The organism is Chromobacterium sp. FG22, assembly GCF_057809415.1.
Genome location: NZ_JBMDJX010000006.1, coordinates 201,017 through 219,223 on the forward strand (window position 1 = coordinate 201,017; position 18,207 = coordinate 219,223).

Below are 18,207 nucleotides of genomic sequence, written 5' to 3' on the forward strand. Positions count from 1 at the left end.
TTCGGCTATGACTGTCGCTGATTATAGCCTGACACGCCCGGTTTAAGCGTGTCGGAATGTATTCAGCTCCGCTGACAAGACTTGATGGCGTTCCCTATTGAAACGCTTAGCGGGGATACAGCGCGCCGAGCACGCGTCCGCCGGCGGCGCCGGTCACTTCCGGCAGGTTGCCGTCCAGGCGGCGCAAGAAGCGCCAGCCCAGCCAGGCGAAGGCGGCGGCCTCCACTTGGTGCTCGGGCAGGCCCAGCGCGGCGGTGCCGGCGATGGCTTGCTCCGGCAGCAGCGCGGCCAGCCGGCGCATCAGCGCGCCGTTGCGCGCGCCGCCGCCGCAGACGAAGACCGTCTGATTGCCGGGGCAGTGCAGGGCGATGGCCTGAGCGATGCCGCGCGCGCTCAGTTCCAGCAGCGTGGCTTGCACGTCCGCGGCGGGCACATGGCGGCCCAGCAGCTTTTGCTCCAGCCAGGGCAGGTCGAACAGATCGCGTCCGGTGCTCTTGGGCGGCGGCAGACGGAAGAAGGGTTCGTCCAGCAGCGCTTGCAGCAGCGAGTTCTCCACCGCGCCCTGGGCCGCCCACTGGCCGTCGGCGTCGTAAGGCCGGCCCTGGTGGCGCAGGCACCAGGCGTCCATCAGCATATTGCCGGGGCCGCAGTCGAAGCCGACCACCGCCTGGCCCGGATGCAGCCGGGTCAGATTGCTGATGCCGCCGATGTTCAGGATTACGCGGTTTTGTTCCGGCGCGCCGAACACCGCCTGGTGGAAGGCCGGCACCAAGGGCGCGCCTTGGCCGCCGGCGGCCAGGTCGCGGCTGCGGAAGTCGGCGATCACGTCGATGCCGCTCAGTTCGGCGAGGCGGGCCATATTGCCGATTTGCCAGGTGTAGCCGGCGTCCGGCGCGTGACGTATGGTCTGGCCGTGGCTGGCGACGGCGGCGATGTCGGCCGGCTTCAGCCCCTCGGCCGCCAGCAGGCCGTTGACGGCCTGAGCGTAGAGTTCGGCCAGTTCATTGGCCAGCCGGGCGGCGCGGTCCAGTTCGTTGTCGCCGATCGCCTGCAGCGCCAGCGCCTGTTCGCGCAGCCGCGGCGGATAGGCGACGAAGTGGTCGGCTTCCACGCTGGGCGCGCCCTGTTCGTCGAAGCGCACCAGCACGGCGTCGACGCCGTCCAGGCTGGTGCCGGACATCAGTCCGATCAAGCGTTCATTCATCAGCCTAGCAATGCGATATTGGTGGGCAGTTCGCGCAGCAGTTTCAGGTGCGCGGTCAGCGATTGGTTGCCGGATTTGAATTCGGCCAGCTGGGTGGCGCTCAGGCCCGGGGTCGGCAGCGCGTTGGTGGCCGGGTCCACCGCCTGGCCGTTGATCCGCACTTCAAAGTGCAGATGCGGGCCGGTGGAGCGGCCGGTGCTGCCGACATAGCCTATCACCTCGCCGGCCTTGACGCTCTTGCCGGAGCGGGCGCCTTGGGCGAAGCGGCTCATGTGCGCGTACAGCGTGGTCATTTTCTGATTGTGGCGGATTTCCACCATATTGCCATAGCCGTTTTGACGCTCCACCTTGACCATGGTGCCGTCTGCCGGGGCGATGATGGGGGTGCCGGTGACGGCGGCGTAGTCCACGCCGGAATGCAGGCGCAGCGAGCGCAGGATCGGGTGTTTGCGGAAGCCGAAGCCGGAACTGATGCGGGCGTTGGCCACCGGCTGGTGGCTGAAACCCTGTTTGATCGGCTTGCCTTGCGCGTCGTAATAGGCGCCGGATTCGCTGTCGTGGGCGAAGTAGAACGCCTGGTGCAGCTTGCCGGAGCGCTGGATTTCCACTGCCAGCAGGTTGCCGGCGGCGATGGGCGCGCCGTTGTAGAGCAGGGTTTCGTACACCAGATTGATGCGGTCGCCCTTGCCCAGGGAATTGATGTTGAACTGATCGGCGAAGATTTCCGTCAGCTGGGCGCGGATGTCGCGCGGCACCTGGGCCTTGGCCAGCGCGGCGCCGACCGAGCGGGTGATCAGCAGCGAGCGCACCGTCTGCACCGCCTCGGTGGCGATCGGGTCGGCGCTGGCCTGCCATTCGCCTTTGACCTTTTCGATGGCCACCAGCACCTGTTCGCCGTTCTCGTCGTCATTGAGGAAGCGCAGGCCGAAGAGTTCGCCCAGATCGTTGGTTTGCACCGACAGCGTGGCGCCGGTCTTCAACTTGAGCAGGTCCTTGGACAAGGGGCTGGAGTGCAGGAAGCGGTTGGCTTCGCTGTCGCGGATGCCCAGCCGGTTCAACACGCGGGCGATGGTGTCGCCTCGCTGTATCGCCTCGTCCCGCCAATAACGGGTGCCGCTCTCGCTGAAGCTGAAGGCGGGCAGGCTGAGTTGTTCGGTCACTTCTTTTTGCTGGATGTCCGCGGCGGCGGGTTGGGCGCCGTTCTGAGCCACGGCGAAAGCGGTGGCCATGCCGAACAAGGGCAGGGAGGCGGCCGCGCCGATCAAGCTCAGATGGTGGTTCATCAGCTTGTGGAAGCATTTTTGCGGGATATGTAGCAGTTTGCGATAATCCATCGTTCACTATAAAAGGCTGGCCATGAGCCAACCTTATGTAAATTCCGTATTTGCCAATCACAGGCCTTGCGGCCGCGTCTCAACATTTGGGGAGCTTGCGCGGCATAAGTTCCTGTGCAAACTGTAAATTATAGCCGCGATTCCAGATGCTATCCGCCTGATTTCGCCGGGCGCCCATGCCAGGGCGTTTTTGCAAGGCTTTGATATTACTTCGATCTTGTCATCCATGTGTAGCGATAAATGAAATTGACATTGTTGTTGCCCGGTCTGCTCTGGCTGGACGGCCACGACGGCGCCGATGTGTGCAAGGGCCTGGATTTGCCCGCCTTGCAGCGTCTGCTGGGCCAGGGCGAACGCGCCGCCAGGCCGGCGGCGCTGAGCGAACTGTTGACCGCGCCGTGGCGCGGCTCCGCGGCGGGTCTGGCGCGGCTGCGGGCGCGCGGCGCCGGCCTGCCGGCGGAGCGGGGGGACTGGCTGCTGGCCGATCCGGTGCATGTGCGCGTGGACCGCGACCGCGCCTTGCTGGCCGATATCGGCGTGATGAGCCTGAGTCAGACCGAAGCGGACGAATTGGCCGCCGGGTTGAACCGGCATTTCGCCGAGGACGGCTGGCGCATTCACCCGCTGGAACCGGGGCGCTGGCTGCTGCAGTTGGAGGCCGCCGCGGCCGCCAGCTTCACGCCCTTGCCGGACGCGGTGGGCGAGGACGTCAACGCCCACCTGCCGCAGGGCGAGCGCGGCCTGGATTGGAGCCGGCTGATGAATGAAGTGCAGATGCTGCTGTACACCCATCCGCTGAACGACGCGCGCGAGGCGCGCGGCGAGCTCAGCGTCAACAGCCTGTGGCTGTGGGGCGGCGGGGCCGAGCCGGGCTGGCGCGCGCCGGCCGAGCAGGTGTTCGCCGACGAGGACTGGCTGGGCCTGATCGCCGCCGAGGCCGGCGCGTCTTGTCTGCCGGCGCCATATGACTTTGCCGGCTTCATCGACCAGGCCGGCGGCCGCGACAGCCTGCTGCTGCTGGACGCGCTGCAGGCGGCGGCGCAATACCGCGACGCCTGGGGCTGGCGCGACGCGCTGCTGCGGCTGGAGCGCGACTGGTTCGCGCCGCTGTTGCAGGCGCTGCGCCAAGGCCGCATCGACAGCCTGACGCTGCGCGCGCACGGCCCCAAGGGTCTGGAATTGAGCATCCGCCGCAATGATCTATGGAAATTCTGGAAGCGGCCGTTGCCGTTGTCCGCCTTGTACTGAGAAAACATGTCCCGAATCGTCCCCCGCGCCATACCGGCCGACACCCAGGAACAATTGCTGCGCCAGGGCTTGAGCCCGCTGATGGCGCGGCTGTACGCCGCGCGCGGCATCTGCGACTGCGCCGAGCTGGATTACGGCCTCAAGGCCTTGCTGCCCTATCAGGATCTGAAAAATATCCAGCCAATGGCCAGCCGGCTGGCCGACGCCGTCGCCGCCGGTCAGCGCCTGCTGGTGGTGGCCGACTACGACGCCGACGGCGCCACCGCCTGCGCGGTGGCGGTCAAGGGCCTGTCCATGCTGGGCGCGCGCGTGGATTTCATCGTGCCCAATCGCTTTGAATACGGTTATGGCCTGACCCCGGAAATCGTTGAACTGGCCGCGCGTCAGAACCCGGACATCATCGTCACCGTCGACAACGGCATCGCCAGCGTCGACGGCGTGCTTGCCGCCAAGGCGCGCGGTATCGAGGTGCTGGTCACCGATCACCACCTGCCCGGCGATGTGCTGCCGGAGGCGTTGATCGTCAACCCGAATCAGCCCGGCTGCGAGTTCCCGTCCAAGAATCTGGCCGGCGTCGGCGTGATGTTCTACGTGCTGCTGGCCTTGCGCGCCGAAATGCGCCGACGCGGCGTGTTCGACGAACGCGGCCAGCCCAATCTGGGCGAGCTGCTGGACTATGTGGCGCTGGGCACGGTGGCCGACGTGGTGCGGCTGGACCAGAACAACCGCACCCTGGTGGAGAACGGCCTCAAGCGCATGCGCGCCGGCCGCATGACGCCGGGCATCGCCGCGCTGTTCCGCGTCGCCGGCCGCGCCCATTACAAGGCGAATGCCTTCGACCTCGGCTTCACGCTGGGCCCGCGGCTGAACGCCGCCGGCCGCCTGGACGACATGAGCCTGGGCATCGCCTGCCTGCTGGCCGCCAATGAGGAGCAGGCGATGCGGCTGGCGCAGCAGCTGGACCAGCTCAACCGCGAACGGCGCAGCATAGAGCACGGCATGCAGGACGAGGCGCTGGCGGCGCTGTCCGGCATCGACGCCGACAACCGCTATACGCTGAGCCTGTTCCGCGACGATTGGCACCAGGGCGTGGTCGGCATCGTCGCCTCCCGGCTCAAGGAGCGCTTCCACCGCCCGGCCATCGTGTTCGCGCCCGGCGACAACGGCGAAATCAAGGGCTCGGGCCGCTCGATTCCCGGCTTCCATCTGCGCGACGCGCTGGACCTGGTGTTCAAGCGTCACCCCGGCCTGATCCTCAAGTTCGGCGGCCACGCGATGGCGGCCGGCCTGAGCTTGTCGCAGACGCGCTTCGATGAATTCCAGCGCGCCTTCGAGGCGGTGGCGCGCGAACTGCTGGAAGAGCGTCACCTGACCCGCACCATAGAAACCGACGGCAGCCTGGCGCCGCGCGAATTGAACCTGGCGTTCGCCGAGCAATTGGCGGCCGAAGTGTGGGGCCAGGGCTTCCCGGTGCCGTATTTCCACGACCGCTTCGCGGTGATGAGCCAGCGCGTGGTCGGCGACAAGCATCTGAAGCTGCGGCTGGCGCGTGACGGCGAGGAGTTCGACGCCATGCTGTTCAACCAGGTGGAGTGGCTGCCGGACAATGTCGACGCGGTCTACCAACTGATCGCCAATGAATGGCAGGGCCGCAAGGAGCTGCAGGTGTATTTGCAGCATTGGACGGCGGTGTGAGCCTGCGGGCAGATTCGCGCTTATTGGTGCTGACCGGTGGTCCGGGCGCCGGCAAGAGCGCCTTGCTGGAAGCCTTGCGCGCCGCCGGATATTCGGTGATGGACGAGGCTGGCCGCGCCATCATCCAAGATCAGGCGCTGATAGGCGGGCGCGCCCTGCCCTGGGTGGACCCCTGTGCCTTTGCCGAGGCGATGCTGGGCTGGGAACTGCGCAGCCTGCGGCTGGCGGCGGGCTTGCCCGGTCCGGTGTTCTTTGATCGCGGTCTGCCCGATGTGTTGGGCTATCTCGACTTGCAGGGCTTGCCGATACCCGCGCATATGCAAGCCGCCGCCGAGCGTTTTCCCTATCATCGCCATGTGTTCTTGCTGCCGCCGTGGCGAGAGATTTTCGTGCAGGACCAGGAGCGCAAGCAGAGTTTCGCCGAGGCGGAGCGTACTTGCGCCGCGATGGAGCGGACCTATCGGCGTCTGGGTTATCACATCATCGAAGTGCCGCCAGCGCCTTTGGAGCAACGGCTGCGCTTCATCATCGAACAGTCGCTGCCGGACCGCGGGATGCGGGCCGGCCAATTTGAGGCCATGTAATGGAAATGTTGGTGATCGGCTTGTTGCTGGGGCTGCTGGCCGCCGGCGCGGCCGCGGCCTTGCTGCGCGGCCGTCTCGCACGGCAGGCTGCGGAGCTGCAGGCGCAGCAGGAAATGACGCGCCTGCAATTGGATGAATGCCGGCAGCGGGAACGGGCCGCGCTGGCTCAAGCGCAGCAACAAGGGCAGCAGCTGGGCGATATCCAGACCCAGCTGGGCGCTTATGTGGCGCGCGCTCAGCGCGTGCCGGAACTGGAGCGGCAGGCGCAGGAGCGGGATAGGCAGTTGGACCAGTTGCAAGCGGAGCTGCGCCGTGTTGGCGCGCTGCTGGCCGCTAGCGAAGAACAGGGCAAGATGTTGGCCGCGCTGCAAGGGCGGGCGCAGACGCAGGGCGAGGAAATCACCCGGCTCACCGCGCGCGAGCAGGAATTGACGACCTTGCTGGAGCAGGAGCGCGGCCAGAACGCTGAAAAACTGGAGCTGCTGCGCGAGGCGCGCGAAAGCATGGCGGCGCAGTTCAAGGCGCTGGCCGGCGACATCCTGGAAGAGAAGGCCAAGCGCTTCACCGAGCAAAACCAGCAGAATCTGGATCACCTGCTCAGCCCCTTGCAGCAGCGCTTGCAGGATTTCGGCAAGCTGGTGCAGGACAGCTATGAAAAAGACAGCCAGGGGCGCTTGTCGCTGGAGGCGGAGCTCAAGCGCCTGCAGGAGCTCAATAGCCGGCTGGGCGACGACGCTGCGGCGCTGACCAATGCCTTGACCGGCGCCAGCAGCAAGGCGCAGGGCACCTGGGGCGAGATGGTGCTGGAGCGGGTGTTGGAGACTTCCGGTCTGCACAAGGACCGCGAGTACCGGGTGCAGGTGTCCGATGTGGTGGCCGGCGAGGACGGCGTCCGCCGCTACCAGCCCGACGTGGTGATTGATCTGCCGGAAGGCAAGCAGCTGGTGGTGGATTCCAAGGTGTCGCTGAACGCCTATGTGCGCTACACCGCGGCCGAGGACGAGGCCGAGCGCGCGGCGGAAATGAAAGCCCATGTCGCGGCCATCCGCGCCCATATCCGCACTTTGTCGGAAAAGCGCTATCAGGATCTGTACCGCCTGAACACCCTGGATTTCGTGTTCATGTTCATCCCGGTGGAGCCGGCCTATCTGCTGGCGGTGCAGCAGGACATGAGCCTGTTCAGCGAGGCTTTCGAGCGCCGCATCATGATAGTCGGTCCCAGCACCCTGCTGGCGACGCTGCGCACCGTGGCCAGCATCTGGCGCTATGAATACCAGAACCAGAACGCGCAGGAGATCGCGCGCCAGGGCGGCGCCTTGTACGACAAATTCGTCGGCTTCGCCGGCAATCTGGAGAAACTGGGCAAGCAGCTGGACAATGCGCGCGACAGCTTCGGCGACGCGATGAAACAGCTGTCCAGCGGCCGCGGCAACCTGGTGGCCAGCGCCGAGCGTCTGCGCAAACTGGGGGTGCGCAATAACAAGCAATTGCAGCAGCATCTTAAACTGGGCGCCGAGGAAGAACCGGGCGAAGACGAGGTCGGCGAACCGCTTCCGGACTGACGGAAGTCAGTTGGAGATGACCGTTTCGTGATAGAATACAGGCTGTCATTACTTATGCTGGCCGCCCTGCGGCGGGCGCGTGAATGCACCCGCAATCGCAGGGCGGCCTGTTCATCCTTACGAATCAAGAAACTATGACCGATAACCAGTTCGCCAAGGAAACCATCCCCATCAGCCTCGAAGAGGAGATGCGCCGCTCTTATCTGGATTACGCGATGAGCGTGATCGTGGGCCGCGCCTTGCCTGATGTGCGCGATGGCCTGAAGCCGGTGCACCGTCGGGTGCTGTACGCCATGCACGAGCTGTCCAACGACTGGAACCGCGCGTACAAGAAATCGGCGCGTATCGTTGGCGACGTGATCGGTAAATACCACCCGCACGGCGATAGCGCGGTATACGACACCATCGTGCGTCTGGCGCAGGATTTCTCGCTGCGCTACCCCTTGGTGGATGGTCAGGGCAACTTCGGTTCGGTGGACGGCGACAACGCCGCCGCGATGCGGTACACCGAGATCCGCATGGCGCGCATCGCCCACGAGCTGCTGGCCGACATCGAGAAGGAAACCGTGGACTTCGGTCCCAACTACGACGGTTCCGAGCACGAGCCGCTGATTCTGCCGGCCAAGATCCCCAATCTGCTGATCAACGGTTCCTCCGGCATCGCCGTGGGCATGGCCACCAATATTCCGCCTCACAATCTGAACGAGGTGGTGGACGCCTGCCTGGCCTTGCTGGCCAACAGCGAGCTGACCATTGACGAGCTGATCGACATCATTCCGGCGCCGGACTTCCCCACCGCGGGCATCATCTACGGCACCGCCGGCGTCAAGGAAGGCTACCGCACCGGCCGCGGCCGCGTGATCATGCGCGCGCGCGTTCATTTCGAAGACATCGGCAAGGGCGACCGCCAGGCCATCATCGTCGACGAGATCCCGTACCAGGTGAACAAGGCGCGGCTGCTGGAACGCATCGGCGAGCTGGTGCGCGACAAGCAGATTGAAGGCATTTCCGACCTGCGCGACGAATCCGACAAGTCCGGCATGCGCGTGGTGATCGAGCTCAAGCGCGGCGAAATGCCGGAAGTGGTGCTCAACCACCTGTACAAGCTGACCCAGCTGCAAGACAGCTTCGGCATCAATATGGTGGCGCTGGTGGACGGTCAGCCGCGCTTGCTGAACCTGAAGCAGATCCTGGTGGAGTTCCTGCGTCACCGCCGCGAAGTGGTGACCCGCCGCACCATCTTCGAACTGCGCAAGGCGCGCGAACGCGGCCACATCCTGGAAGGCCTGGCCGTCGCGCTGTCCAACGTCGACGAAATCATCGCGCTGATCAAGGCGTCTGAAACCCCGCCGCAAGCCAAGATCGCGCTGATGGAGCGTGAATGGCGCTCGCCGCTGGTGGAGGAAATGCTGTCCCGCGTGGATCAGGACAAGGCGCGCCCGGACGGGCTGGCGGAAGAGTTCGGCCTCAAGGCCAGCGGCTACCGCCTGTCCGACGCCCAGGCCCAGGCCATCCTGGAAATGCGCCTGCAACGCCTGACCGGTCTGGAGCAGGACAAGATCGTCGCCGAATACCGCGACATCATGGCGGTGATCCTGGACCTCCTGGACATCCTGGCCAAGCCGGAGCGCATCAACCAGATCATCAGCGAAGAACTGACCGCCATCCGCGCCCAGTTCGGCGACGCGCGCCGTTCCGAGATCGAGCCTTTCGGCGGCGACATCAATATCGAGGACCTGATCACCCCGCAGGACATGGTGGTCACCATTTCCCATACCGGTTACATCAAGGCCCAGCCCATCGACGACTACAGCGCCCAACGGCGCGGCGGCCGCGGCAAGCAGGCGGCGGCCACCAAGGATGACGATTTCATCGACACCTTGTTCGTGGCCAATACCCACGACTTCGTGCTGTGCTTCTCCAGCCGCGGCCGTTGCTACTGGCGCAAGGTTTACGATCTGCCGCAGGGCGGTCGTCAGAGCCGCGGCAAGCCCATGGTCAACGTGCTGCCGCTGGAAGAGGGCGAGAAGATCAACGCGCTGCTGCCGGTCAAGGAATTCCGCGACGACCAGTACGTGTTCATGGCCACCGCCGACGGCACCGTGAAGAAGACGCCGCTGCGCGCCTTCTCCAAGCCGCGCGCGGCCGGCATCATCGCCATCAATCTGGACGAAGGCAATTATCTGATCGGCGTGGCGCTGACCTGCGGCAAGAGCGTGGCCGGCCAGGGCGACGAGGATGACGAGGCCATCGTAGAAGAAGACATCGCGGTTGAAGGCGAGCTGATCGAGGACGGCCTGCCGGTCGAGGGCGATCAGGTGATGCTGTTCTCCGACGCCGGCAAATCGGTGCGCTTCAGCGAAAGCCAGGTGCGGCCGATGGGACGCACTTCCAGAGGCGTGCGCGGCATGAAGCTGGGCGAAGGCCAGAAGCTGATCTCCCTGCTGGTGACCAACTCCGAAGACCAGATGGTGCTGACCGCCAGCAACGGCGGCTACGGCAAACGCACCCGCACCGGCGACTTCCGCCTGACCAGCCGCGGCACCCAGGGCGTGATCGCCATGGACCTGACCGACAAGACCGGCTTCAAGCTGGTGGCCGCCAGCCTGGTGGAGGAAACCGACGACGTGATGCTGATCACCACCGGCGGCGTGCTGATCCGCACCAAGGTGGCCGAAGTGCGCGAAACCGGCCGTTCCGCTCAGGGCGTGCGCCTGATCAATCTGGACGAAGGCGAGCAGCTGATCGGCCTGGAGAAAGTGGCCGAGGGCGATAGCGACGACGAGGCGGACGCGCTGGAAGGCGAAGACGGCGTCGAAGCCGCCGACGAGGGCGGCGAGGCATGATTCCGACGCCGGCCAATCCCGAAGTGCTGGAGGCGATGAGCCAGCTTTTCGTCTCCTTTCCGCACTGTCGCGCCCTGGGTTTCCAGTACATCGGCACCGAGGGGCGCCGGCCCACTCTGAAAGTGGACTGGCGCGAGGACTTGGTCGGCAATCCGGTCACCGGCATCCTGCACGGCGGGGTAATCACCTCGTTGGTGGACACCTGCAGCGCGGTGGCGGTGACGGCGCATCTGCCGGAGATGGAAACCATCGCCACGCTGGATTTGCGCATCGACTACCTGAAGGCGGCCACGCCGGGCAAGCCCATCTTCTGCCGGGCGGAATGTTATCGCCTGGCCAGCCAGATCGCCTTTACCCGCGCCGTGTGCTATCACGAATCGCCCAGCGATCCGATCGCCCACGGCGTGGCCACCTTCATGCGCGAATCCAGCCGCACGCCGATGTTGCCGGAGGCCGCCGCATGAGCCGCTTCATGGAACGTTTCAACGCGCTGCGCGATCAAAAAGCCTATGCGCTCATCGTGGAAGAACTGCCCTACATCAAGCTGATGGGGGTGGAGCTGGGCGAGGACGAGGCCGGCGAGCTGTTGTTTCAGCTGCCCTTTTCCGAGCGCAACGTCGGCAACACCGCCTTGCCGGCGCTGCACGGCGGGCTGATCGGCGGCTTTCTGGAAAGCTCGGCGATGCTGCACCTGATGTGGAACCGCGAATCGCTGGAAACGCCGAAAATCGTCGATTTCTCGCTGGACTATCTGCGTCCGGGCCGGCCGCAAACCCTGTACGCCAAGTGCGAGATCACCAAGCAGGGCAAGCGGGTGGCCAATGTGCTGATCGAAGCCTGGCAAGAAGACCGGCGAAAGCCGGTTGCCGTGGCGAGAGCCCACTTCCTGCTCAGTCAGTAAGCTATAACAAAGGCCCGGCGCTTAGCGATCGGGCCTTGTCGCATACCAAGGCCCGAAAGTTCGCCGGTGCGGGCGCCAAGGGCCGTCAACGCAAATAGAGGATGAACATGGCCAAAGTGTACAACTTCTCCGCCGGCCCCGCCGTGCTGCCGCACCAGGTGCTGGCCGAAGCGCAAAGCGAAATGCTGGACTGGCACGGCTCCGGCATGTGCGTGATGGAAATGAGCCATCGCGGCAAGGAGTTCATGGAGATCATCCATGACGCCGAGCACGATCTGCGCGAGCTGATGGGCATTCCCGCCAACTACAAAGTGCTGTTCCTGCAAGGCGGCGCCTCGCTGCAGTTTTCCCAGGTGCCGCTGAACCTGCTGGGCGAGCGCGACAGCGTGGACATCGTCAATACCGGCCATTGGTCCAAGCTGGCGATCAAGGAAACGCGCCGCTACGCCAAGGTGAACGTGGCGGCCAGCAGCGAAGACCGCAATTTCGCCTACGTGCCGGACGAAGCCGGCTGGCAGCGCGATCCCAAGGCGGCCTATCTGCATTACACCTCCAACGAGACCATAGGCGGCCTGCAATTCCCCTTCGTGCCGCAAAGCCTGCCGGACGTGCCGCTGGTCTGCGACATGTCCTCGGACTTCCTGTCGCGGGAAGTGGACGTCAGCCAGTTCGGCCTGATCTACGCCGGCGCGCAGAAAAACATCGGCCCGTCCGGCCTGGTGGTGCTGATCGTGCGCGAAGACCTGCTGGGCAAGGCGCGGGCCGATTTGCCCACCATGCTCAACTACCAGGTGCACGCCGACGCCGATTCCATGTACAACACGCCACCCACCTTCCCGATTTACATCTCCGGCCTGGTGTTCAAATGGCTGAAGGAGCAGGGCGGCGTCAAATCCATCGCCACCCGCAACGAGGAAAAGGCCGGCTTGCTCAATCATGTGATCGAGTCCAGCGGCGGCTTCTACCACACTCACATCGACGCGCCGTTCCGCTCGCGGATGAACGTGGTGTTCCGCTTGAAGGAAGAAGCGCTGGAGGAGACCTTTTTGCTGGAAGCGCGCAAGAACGGCCTGATCCAGCTGAAAGGACACCGCGCGGTGGGCGGCATCCGCGCCTCCATCTACAACGCGATGCCGATCGAGGGCGTCAAATCGCTGGCCAACTTCATGCAGGACTTCGCCCGCATGCACGGCTGAGCCGTCGCGCACGCCTTCCAGCCCGCCGTCAGGCGGGCTTTTTCATGGCGGAGGCGAACGAAGCCGCCGCGTCGCGGTCTATCCCCGGTCGCCGCCGAATGGCCGGCGGCCGGCAGCCAAGAACAGGAGTGAAATGATGAAATCCGCCGTATTCGCCGTACTGGCCCTGAGCAGCGCGGCCGCGCTGGCCAAACCGCTGGCCTTGCCGGAGATCCCGGCCGGACAGCGCCAGATCGTCAACTACGTCTGCGCCGACGGCGCCAAGCTGACGGTCAGGTATTACAACGTCAAGAACGGCCAGAGCTTCGCCGTATTGCCGATCAAGGGCAAGACCATGCTGCTGAGCAATGTGCTGTCCGGTTCCGGCGCCAAATACGCGGCCGAGCAATACAGCTGGTGGACCAAGGGGCCGGAAGGCTCGCTGCGCGACGAAATCGCCGACAAGGCCTTGCTGGACGACTGCAAGGAAAGCCGGCGCTAAGAGCCGGGCCTCAGACGCGCGGCAGATCGTAAACAGGTTCTAAGGCGCCGCGTCGGCGTCGGACGCCGCCGCCCGCGCGGCGTCCAGTTCCGGGCGCAGCAGAAACTCGCGCAGCGGCATCGGCCGCGCAAACAGATAGCCTTGCAGCCAGCCCACGTCCAGGCGGGTCAGGTAGGCGCGCTGGGCCTCGGTTTCCACCCCTTCCGCCACGATTTCCAGTTTCAATTTGTGCGCCAGTTCCGCCACGCTGTCGACAATGTGGCTGGACGGCGCGTCCGCGCCTATGCTGGCGGTGAAGCTCTTGTCTATCTTGATGCCGTCCAGCGGCAGCTGTTGCAGATAGACCAGGCTGGAATGGCCGGTGCCGAAATCGTCTATCGCGATCTTCACCCCCAGCTCGCGCAGCCGCGCCAGCCGCGCGCAGGCTTCCGGCGTGGGCTCCACCATCTCTCTTTCCGTCAGCTCCAGCACCAGATTCAGCCCTCCGGGCGGGAAGTGGGCGAGAAATTGCCGGCAGTCCCCCAGCAAGACGTCGTCGCGCAGATGAGCGGCGGTGATGTTGATGCCCAGGTGAAATTGAGGCGGCAGCCGGCTCCGTCCCAGGGTCCGCGCCAGTTGGCGCATCATCTGCCGCGTCATCGGCACGATCATGCCGCAATCTTCGGCGCGCGGAATGAACAGGTCCGGCCGGATCAGGCCGTCGCGCGGATGGCGCCAGCGCATCAGCGCCTCCGCGCCTTGCCAGCCCAGCCCGTCCGAGCGCACCACCGGTTGCAAAAAGGGCTCGAACTCGCCGTTGTCCAGCGCGCGCTGCAATTCCACGGTGGGCGAGGCCGGCCGGTTCAGCTGCCAGCGCAGCGCGGCGGCCAGCACCAGGCCCAGGGCCGCCATGCTGAGAAACACCAGCTCGTAGCTGTTGGCCATCTGGCGGTACAGGTCGCGGTGGTTGAAGCCGCTGATCACGGCATAGGGGTGGCGGGGGGAGGCGCGTTCTATGGTGAGCAGATCGAAGGACGGGCTGGGGTTGAGGTGTACCGCGTGGTCCGGCCCTATCCAGTGCGGACCTACGCGCATATAGACCGGACTGTAGTCGCTGGCCATGTCCAGGCTGAACTGCAGATGCACGCCGTCGATGGCGATGTAGATGGCCGTCGGACCCGCTTGCTTGCGGTAGATGATCAAGGGCCGGTCCGGCGTCAGCTCGTTGCCGGACATCAGGCGCAGTTCGGTGGCCGACCGCGGCGTGTCCGGCGGCGAAATCTGCCGGTGGTAGACGCCGAACAGCGAAGAGCAATAGAGAATGCCGTCGCGTTCCAGGGTGACGCTGCGGATGAAGGGCACGATGGTGACTTGTTTGCGCAGCGCCTGTTCAATCCGCGAACACGGCTGGCCGGTCAGCGGGGCGACGGTGACGGTGGCCTGCTCCGCGTAGTCCAGCATCAGATCCAGCATGTTTTCCGCCTGGCTCGTCTGCAGGGTGGCCTGCTGCCGCAGCCGGTTGCTCTCCTGCCAGTAAACGATGGGGGTGATCACGGCCAGCGGCAGGAGCGCGGCGACGCCGATCAACAGCCAGCGGCTGATGCGGGCGGGCAGGGTGAGGCGGCGGGACATCATGGCGCGGATGCGGAAGTCGGCATGGTTCATGATATACGAGGGCCGCCGCCGTTGCCGGGCCGGCTAGCGCTCCGCCGCTTCCGGTTGCGACAGGTAGACCAGGCTCAGCAGGATGAAGCCGATGAAGGCGTAGGCCTTCATCTGGCCGTTCCACTGGCTGGCCCACATCGCGAAGTATTCTCCGCCTATCACCGCGAAACCGGTGTACCAGACCAGCAGCGCCGGAACGCAGCCCAGCGTGAACAGCGTCTTGCCGCGCAGATAGGCGTCCTCGCGTCCGCATAGCGCGCCGCGCAGCATGGCGCCGCCGCCCCAGGCGCAGATCAGGCCGAACAGCAGCTCGCCGGCGATGATGGCCAGATAGGCGGCCTGCTGCAAGCCGGGATCGGTGATGGCCCGGCTTTTCAACGCGTGGCCGCTAAACCAGGGTTCCATGCCGTCCATGGCCAGCACATGGCGGACGAACTGCCAATTGCTGTCGTAGTCCAGCATATTGCCGCTGGCCGCCAGCAGGCCGAACAGGGCGATGGAGAGCGCGAGCAGGCTTTTCAGGCCTTGCTGGGCGCGGCGCAAAGAGGGCAGATGCATGGGATTTCCTTATCGTGAGGGATGGGGCGATTGTGCCAGCGCGGCAAGACGCTGGGAATGGCCGGCGCCGGCGTAAAAAAACCCCGCGCAAGCGGGGTTGGGACGGCTTTGGAGCACTGGCTTAGAACCAGCGGCCGTAGCGTTTGATGTAAAGGGTTTTGACGATCTGGGTCAGCGTCATATAGCCCAGCATGGTCGCCAGCAACCACCAGAAGTAGCTGGGGTCCAGCTTGACGAAGCCGATGCTGTCCGCCAGCGGCGAGAACGGCAGGTAGCAGCCGATGGCGATGGCCACCGAGGTGGACAGCAGGACCGGCAGCGAGGCGGTGCTTTGCAGGAAGGGGATCTTGCGCGTGCGCAGCATGTGCACCACCAGGGTCTGCGACACCAGGCCTTCGATGAACCAGCCGGAGTGCATGATGCTGGCGCCGCCGTCGCTGACGCCGTGGGCCAGGCCGGCGTAGTAGGCCGCGCCGGCGCCGAACACCGTCCACATCAGCGTATAGGTGGTGATGTCGAACACCGAGGAGGTGGGGCCCAGCCACAGCATGAAGCGCTTGATGTTGTTGGCTTCCCACTTGCGCGGCTTCTTCAGGAACTCCGGATCCATCTTGTCCCAGGGCAATACCATCTGCGATACGTCGTAGACCAGGTTCTGGATCAAGAGGTGCATCGCCAGCATCGGCTCCCAAGGCAGCCAGGCCGAGGCCACCAGCACCGAGAACACATTGCCGAAATTGGAGCTGGCGGTCATGTTCAGGTACTTGAGGATGTTGCCGAAGGTTTCCCGGCCTTTGATCACGCCTTCTTCCAGCACCATCAGGCTCTTTTCCAGCAGGATGATGTCGGCGGTTTCCTTGGCGATGTCCGCGCCGCTGTCCACCGAGATGCCGACGTCGGCGTCGCGCAGCGCCGGCGCGTCGTTGATGCCGTCGCCCAGGAAGCCCACGGTGTGGCCGTTGGCCTGCAGGGCCTTGACCACGCGGGACTTCTGCAGCGGAGTCAGCTTGGCGAAGATGGTGGTGTGCTTGACCGCGCTGCACAGCGCCACGTCGTCCATCGCCTCGATGTCCTTGCCGATCAAGGGCACGCCGGGGCTGAGGCCGACGTCGCGGCACACTTTGGCGGTGATGATGGGATTGTCGCCGGTCAGCACCTTGACCGCCACGCCGTATTCCTTCAGCGCGCGGATGGCCGGCGCCGCGGAGTCCTTGGGCGGATCCAGGAAGGTCAGGAAGCCGCGCACCACCAGCTGGGCCTCGTCATTGGTCTTGTAGTTGCGCTTGGCTTCTTCGGCGGGGATGTCGCGGGTGGCGACCAGCAGCACGCGGTAGCCTTCGGCGTTGTAGTCCTGGCTGCGCTTGAGCAGGGCGGCGCGCTCCTCGGCGGTCAGCGGCTTGATCTGCGAACCGTCCTGAACATGGCTGGAGACGGCCAGCATTTCCTCCACCGCGCCTTTGGAGATCATCAACTGGCGGCCGCGCTGGTTTTCCACGATCACGGACAGGCGGCGGCGCACGAAATCGAACGGCATTTCGTCCACCTTGTTGTAGCCGTCCGGCTTGACCCGGCTGCCCAGTTCGTCCGCGTGCTCCACCACGGCAATATCCATCAGGTTCTTCATGCCGCTCTGGTGGAAGCTGTTCAGCCAAGCCAGTTGCAGCACGCCTTCGTCTTTGAGCCCATGGATATTGTAATGGTGTTCCAGGATGATCTTGTCCTGGGTCAGGGTGCCGGTCTTGTCGGTGCACAGCACGTCCATAGCGCCGAAGTTCTGCACCGAGTTCAGCCGCTTGACCACCACCTTGCGCCGCGCCATCGCCACCGCGCCCTTGGCCAGGTTGGCGGACACGATCATCGGCAGCATTTCCGGGGTCAGGCCCACGGCCACCGCCAGCGCGAAGGTGAGGGCGGACATCCAGTCGCCCTTGGTTAGGCCGTTGATCATGAACACCACCGGCACCATCACCAGCATGAAGCGGATCAGCAGCCAAGATACGCTGTTGACGCCGCGGTCAAAGCTGGTCTCCACGCGCTTGTGGCTGACCACGCTGCGCGCCAGCGAACCGAAATAGGTGTCGGTGCCGGTGGCCACCACGATGGCGGACGCCTTGCCGCTGACCACATTGGTGCCCATGAAGCAGACATTGGGCAGGTCCAGCAGATCGGCGTCGCCCTTGGCCTGACCGTTGGCGGATTTCTCGGCCACCGCGCCCAGGGTGTCGTACTTCTCCACCGGCAGCGCTTCGCCGGTCAACACCGCCTGGCTGATGAACAGATCGCGGGATTCGATCAGCTTGATGTCGGCCGGAATCATGTCGCCGGCCTGCAGGTGGACGATGTCGCCCACCACCAGCTCGCTCATCGCGATTTCCTGGCGAATCGGGCTGCTGCCGTTGGCCGGGCGCCGCTGCGCGGTGGCGGTGTTGCGCACCAGCGATTTCAGCTTTTCCGCCGCCTTGGCGGAGCGGAATTCCTGCCAGAAACGTAGCAGGCCGCTGATGCCGACCATGGTCAGCAGAATGATGATGCCGGTCCATTCCTCGTCGCCGGGGCTGGCGAAATAGACATCGGTGAAATAGCTGATGGCGGCCAGCACCATCAGCACCACGACAAAGGGGTTCTTGAACGCTTGCGCCAGCTGGATCAGCGGGTGCGGAGCCTTGTCGTGGGCCACCTCGTTGGGTCCGAACTGGGCGTAGCGCTGATGCGCCTCCGCCATGGTCAGACCGTCCTGGTGGCCGCGCACGCGTTGCAAGGTTTCTTCCACGGAGCTTTCGGCTTCCTGTACCGCGCGGATAACCGGTTTTTCCTGTTTTGCGCCTGGGGTGGCGACATAGCCTTTCAGCTTGTGTCGGCTGCTAGTGTGTTTCGTCATTGTTTCGTCTCCTGCGCGCCTGTTTCGCGCAGAGCGGTCGGGCCTGTTCAGGCCGGCCTGGTGTCTGGCGGACGCA

14 protein-coding genes are annotated in these 18,207 nt (G+C 65.0%); 9 read left to right on the top strand and 5 right to left on the bottom strand.

The genetic code is table 11. The annotated features are described in order from the left end of the window. Positions 1–106 precede the first annotated feature (106 nt). Both ACODSD_RS08560 and ACODSD_RS08565 read right to left on the bottom strand, forming a co-directional pair. On the bottom strand, positions 107–1,204 hold the full coding sequence (locus ACODSD_RS08560) for an anhydro-N-acetylmuramic acid kinase (RefSeq protein WP_488877174.1): 1,098 nt from the start codon (positions 1,202–1,204) through the stop codon (positions 107–109). Then, a complete protein-coding gene (locus ACODSD_RS08565) occupies positions 1,204–2,538 on the bottom strand; it encodes a M23 family metallopeptidase (RefSeq protein ID WP_488877175.1) in 1,335 nt (444 codons plus the stop codon). The genes ACODSD_RS08560 and ACODSD_RS08565 overlap by 1 nt, the downstream gene beginning before the upstream one ends. A gap of 240 nt (positions 2,539–2,778) precedes the next feature. Here ACODSD_RS08565 and ACODSD_RS08570 point away from each other — a divergent pair, with 240 nt between their 5' ends. From ACODSD_RS08570 to ACODSD_RS08610, 9 genes are all read left to right on the top strand, one after another. Then, positions 2,779–3,786 carry a hypothetical protein gene (locus ACODSD_RS08570; RefSeq protein ID WP_488877176.1) on the top strand — a complete coding sequence of 336 codons (1,008 nt, stop codon included), beginning with the start codon at positions 2,779–2,781 and terminating at the stop codon, positions 3,784–3,786. 6 nt (positions 3,787–3,792) lie between these two features. Further along, positions 3,793–5,481 (top strand): single-stranded-DNA-specific exonuclease RecJ, encoded by a 1,689-nt coding sequence (recJ, locus tag ACODSD_RS08575; protein WP_488877177.1) that lies wholly within the window; start codon positions 3,793–3,795, stop codon positions 5,479–5,481. After that, complete coding sequence (locus ACODSD_RS08580) at positions 5,478–6,065, top strand: AAA family ATPase (RefSeq protein WP_488877178.1); 588 nt, start codon at positions 5,478–5,480, stop codon at positions 6,063–6,065. The genes recJ and ACODSD_RS08580 overlap by 4 nt, the downstream gene beginning before the upstream one ends. Continuing rightward, positions 6,065–7,627, top strand: a complete 1,563-nt coding sequence (locus ACODSD_RS08585; protein ID WP_488877179.1) for a DNA recombination protein RmuC — start codon at positions 6,065–6,067, stop codon at positions 7,625–7,627. The genes ACODSD_RS08580 and ACODSD_RS08585 overlap by 1 nt, the downstream gene beginning before the upstream one ends. 134 nt (positions 7,628–7,761) lie before the next feature. After that, positions 7,762–10,473, top strand: coding sequence for a DNA gyrase subunit A (gene gyrA, locus ACODSD_RS08590; RefSeq protein ID WP_227108243.1), 2,712 nt, complete (start codon positions 7,762–7,764; stop codon positions 10,471–10,473). Next, positions 10,470–10,937, top strand: a complete 468-nt coding sequence (locus ACODSD_RS08595; protein WP_107799189.1) for a PaaI family thioesterase — start codon at positions 10,470–10,472, stop codon at positions 10,935–10,937. The genes gyrA and ACODSD_RS08595 overlap by 4 nt, the downstream gene beginning before the upstream one ends. An 8-nt stretch (positions 10,938–10,945) precedes the next feature. Continuing rightward, positions 10,946–11,374, top strand: a complete 429-nt coding sequence (locus tag ACODSD_RS08600; RefSeq protein WP_371926199.1) for a PaaI family thioesterase — start codon at positions 10,946–10,948, stop codon at positions 11,372–11,374. 107 nt (positions 11,375–11,481) lie between these two features. Further along, on the top strand, positions 11,482–12,570 hold the full coding sequence (serC, locus tag ACODSD_RS08605) for a 3-phosphoserine/phosphohydroxythreonine transaminase (protein WP_107801767.1): 1,089 nt from the start codon (positions 11,482–11,484) through the stop codon (positions 12,568–12,570). A 136-nt stretch (positions 12,571–12,706) separates the two neighbouring features. After that, complete coding sequence (locus ACODSD_RS08610) at positions 12,707–13,051, top strand: MliC family protein (RefSeq protein ID WP_488877180.1); 345 nt, start codon at positions 12,707–12,709, stop codon at positions 13,049–13,051. A 39-nt stretch (positions 13,052–13,090) separates the two neighbouring features. On the opposite strand, the gene ACODSD_RS08615 is transcribed toward ACODSD_RS08610, so the two are convergent. The 3 genes from ACODSD_RS08615 to mgtA form a co-directional block, all read right to left on the bottom strand. Then, positions 13,091–14,695: an EAL domain-containing protein gene (locus ACODSD_RS08615; protein ID WP_227108246.1), complete on the bottom strand. Its 1,605-nt coding sequence runs from the start codon at positions 14,693–14,695 to the stop codon at positions 13,091–13,093. 33 nt (positions 14,696–14,728) lie between these two features. Beyond that, positions 14,729–15,253 (bottom strand): DUF2165 family protein, encoded by a 525-nt coding sequence (locus tag ACODSD_RS08620; RefSeq protein ID WP_227108248.1) that lies wholly within the window; start codon positions 15,251–15,253, stop codon positions 14,729–14,731. A gap of 121 nt (positions 15,254–15,374) precedes the next feature. Continuing rightward, positions 15,375–18,131: a magnesium-translocating P-type ATPase gene (gene mgtA, locus ACODSD_RS08625; RefSeq protein WP_107799184.1), complete on the bottom strand. Its 2,757-nt coding sequence runs from the start codon at positions 18,129–18,131 to the stop codon at positions 15,375–15,377. Between the last annotated feature and the right edge of the window lie 76 nt (positions 18,132–18,207).

What these genes read in the sequence shown, in the direction of transcription:
- ACODSD_RS08610 (WP_488877180.1), top strand. Translation starts at nt 12,707, where the DNA reads ATGAAATCCGCCGTATTCGCCGTACTGGCCCTGAGCAGCGCGGCCGCG.
- ACODSD_RS08585 (WP_488877179.1), top strand. Translation starts at nt 6,065, where the DNA reads ATGGAAATGTTGGTGATCGGCTTGTTGCTGGGGCTGCTGGCCGCCGGC.
- ACODSD_RS08615 (WP_227108246.1), bottom strand. Translation starts at nt 14,695, where the DNA reads ATGAACCATGCCGACTTCCGCATCCGCGCCATGATGTCCCGCCGCCTC.
- recJ (WP_488877177.1), top strand. Translation starts at nt 3,793, where the DNA reads ATGTCCCGAATCGTCCCCCGCGCCATACCGGCCGACACCCAGGAACAA.
- ACODSD_RS08620 (WP_227108248.1), bottom strand. Translation starts at nt 15,253, where the DNA reads ATGCATCTGCCCTCTTTGCGCCGCGCCCAGCAAGGCCTGAAAAGCCTG.
- ACODSD_RS08560 (WP_488877174.1), bottom strand. Translation starts at nt 1,204, where the DNA reads ATGAATGAACGCTTGATCGGACTGATGTCCGGCACCAGCCTGGACGGC.
- ACODSD_RS08570 (WP_488877176.1), top strand. Translation starts at nt 2,779, where the DNA reads ATGAAATTGACATTGTTGTTGCCCGGTCTGCTCTGGCTGGACGGCCAC.
- gyrA (WP_227108243.1), top strand. Translation starts at nt 7,762, where the DNA reads ATGACCGATAACCAGTTCGCCAAGGAAACCATCCCCATCAGCCTCGAA.
- ACODSD_RS08565 (WP_488877175.1), bottom strand. Translation starts at nt 2,538, where the DNA reads ATGGATTATCGCAAACTGCTACATATCCCGCAAAAATGCTTCCACAAG.
- serC (WP_107801767.1), top strand. Translation starts at nt 11,482, where the DNA reads ATGGCCAAAGTGTACAACTTCTCCGCCGGCCCCGCCGTGCTGCCGCAC.
- ACODSD_RS08595 (WP_107799189.1), top strand. Translation starts at nt 10,470, where the DNA reads ATGATTCCGACGCCGGCCAATCCCGAAGTGCTGGAGGCGATGAGCCAG.
- ACODSD_RS08600 (WP_371926199.1), top strand. Translation starts at nt 10,946, where the DNA reads ATGGAACGTTTCAACGCGCTGCGCGATCAAAAAGCCTATGCGCTCATC.
- mgtA (WP_107799184.1), bottom strand. Translation starts at nt 18,131, where the DNA reads ATGACGAAACACACTAGCAGCCGACACAAGCTGAAAGGCTATGTCGCC.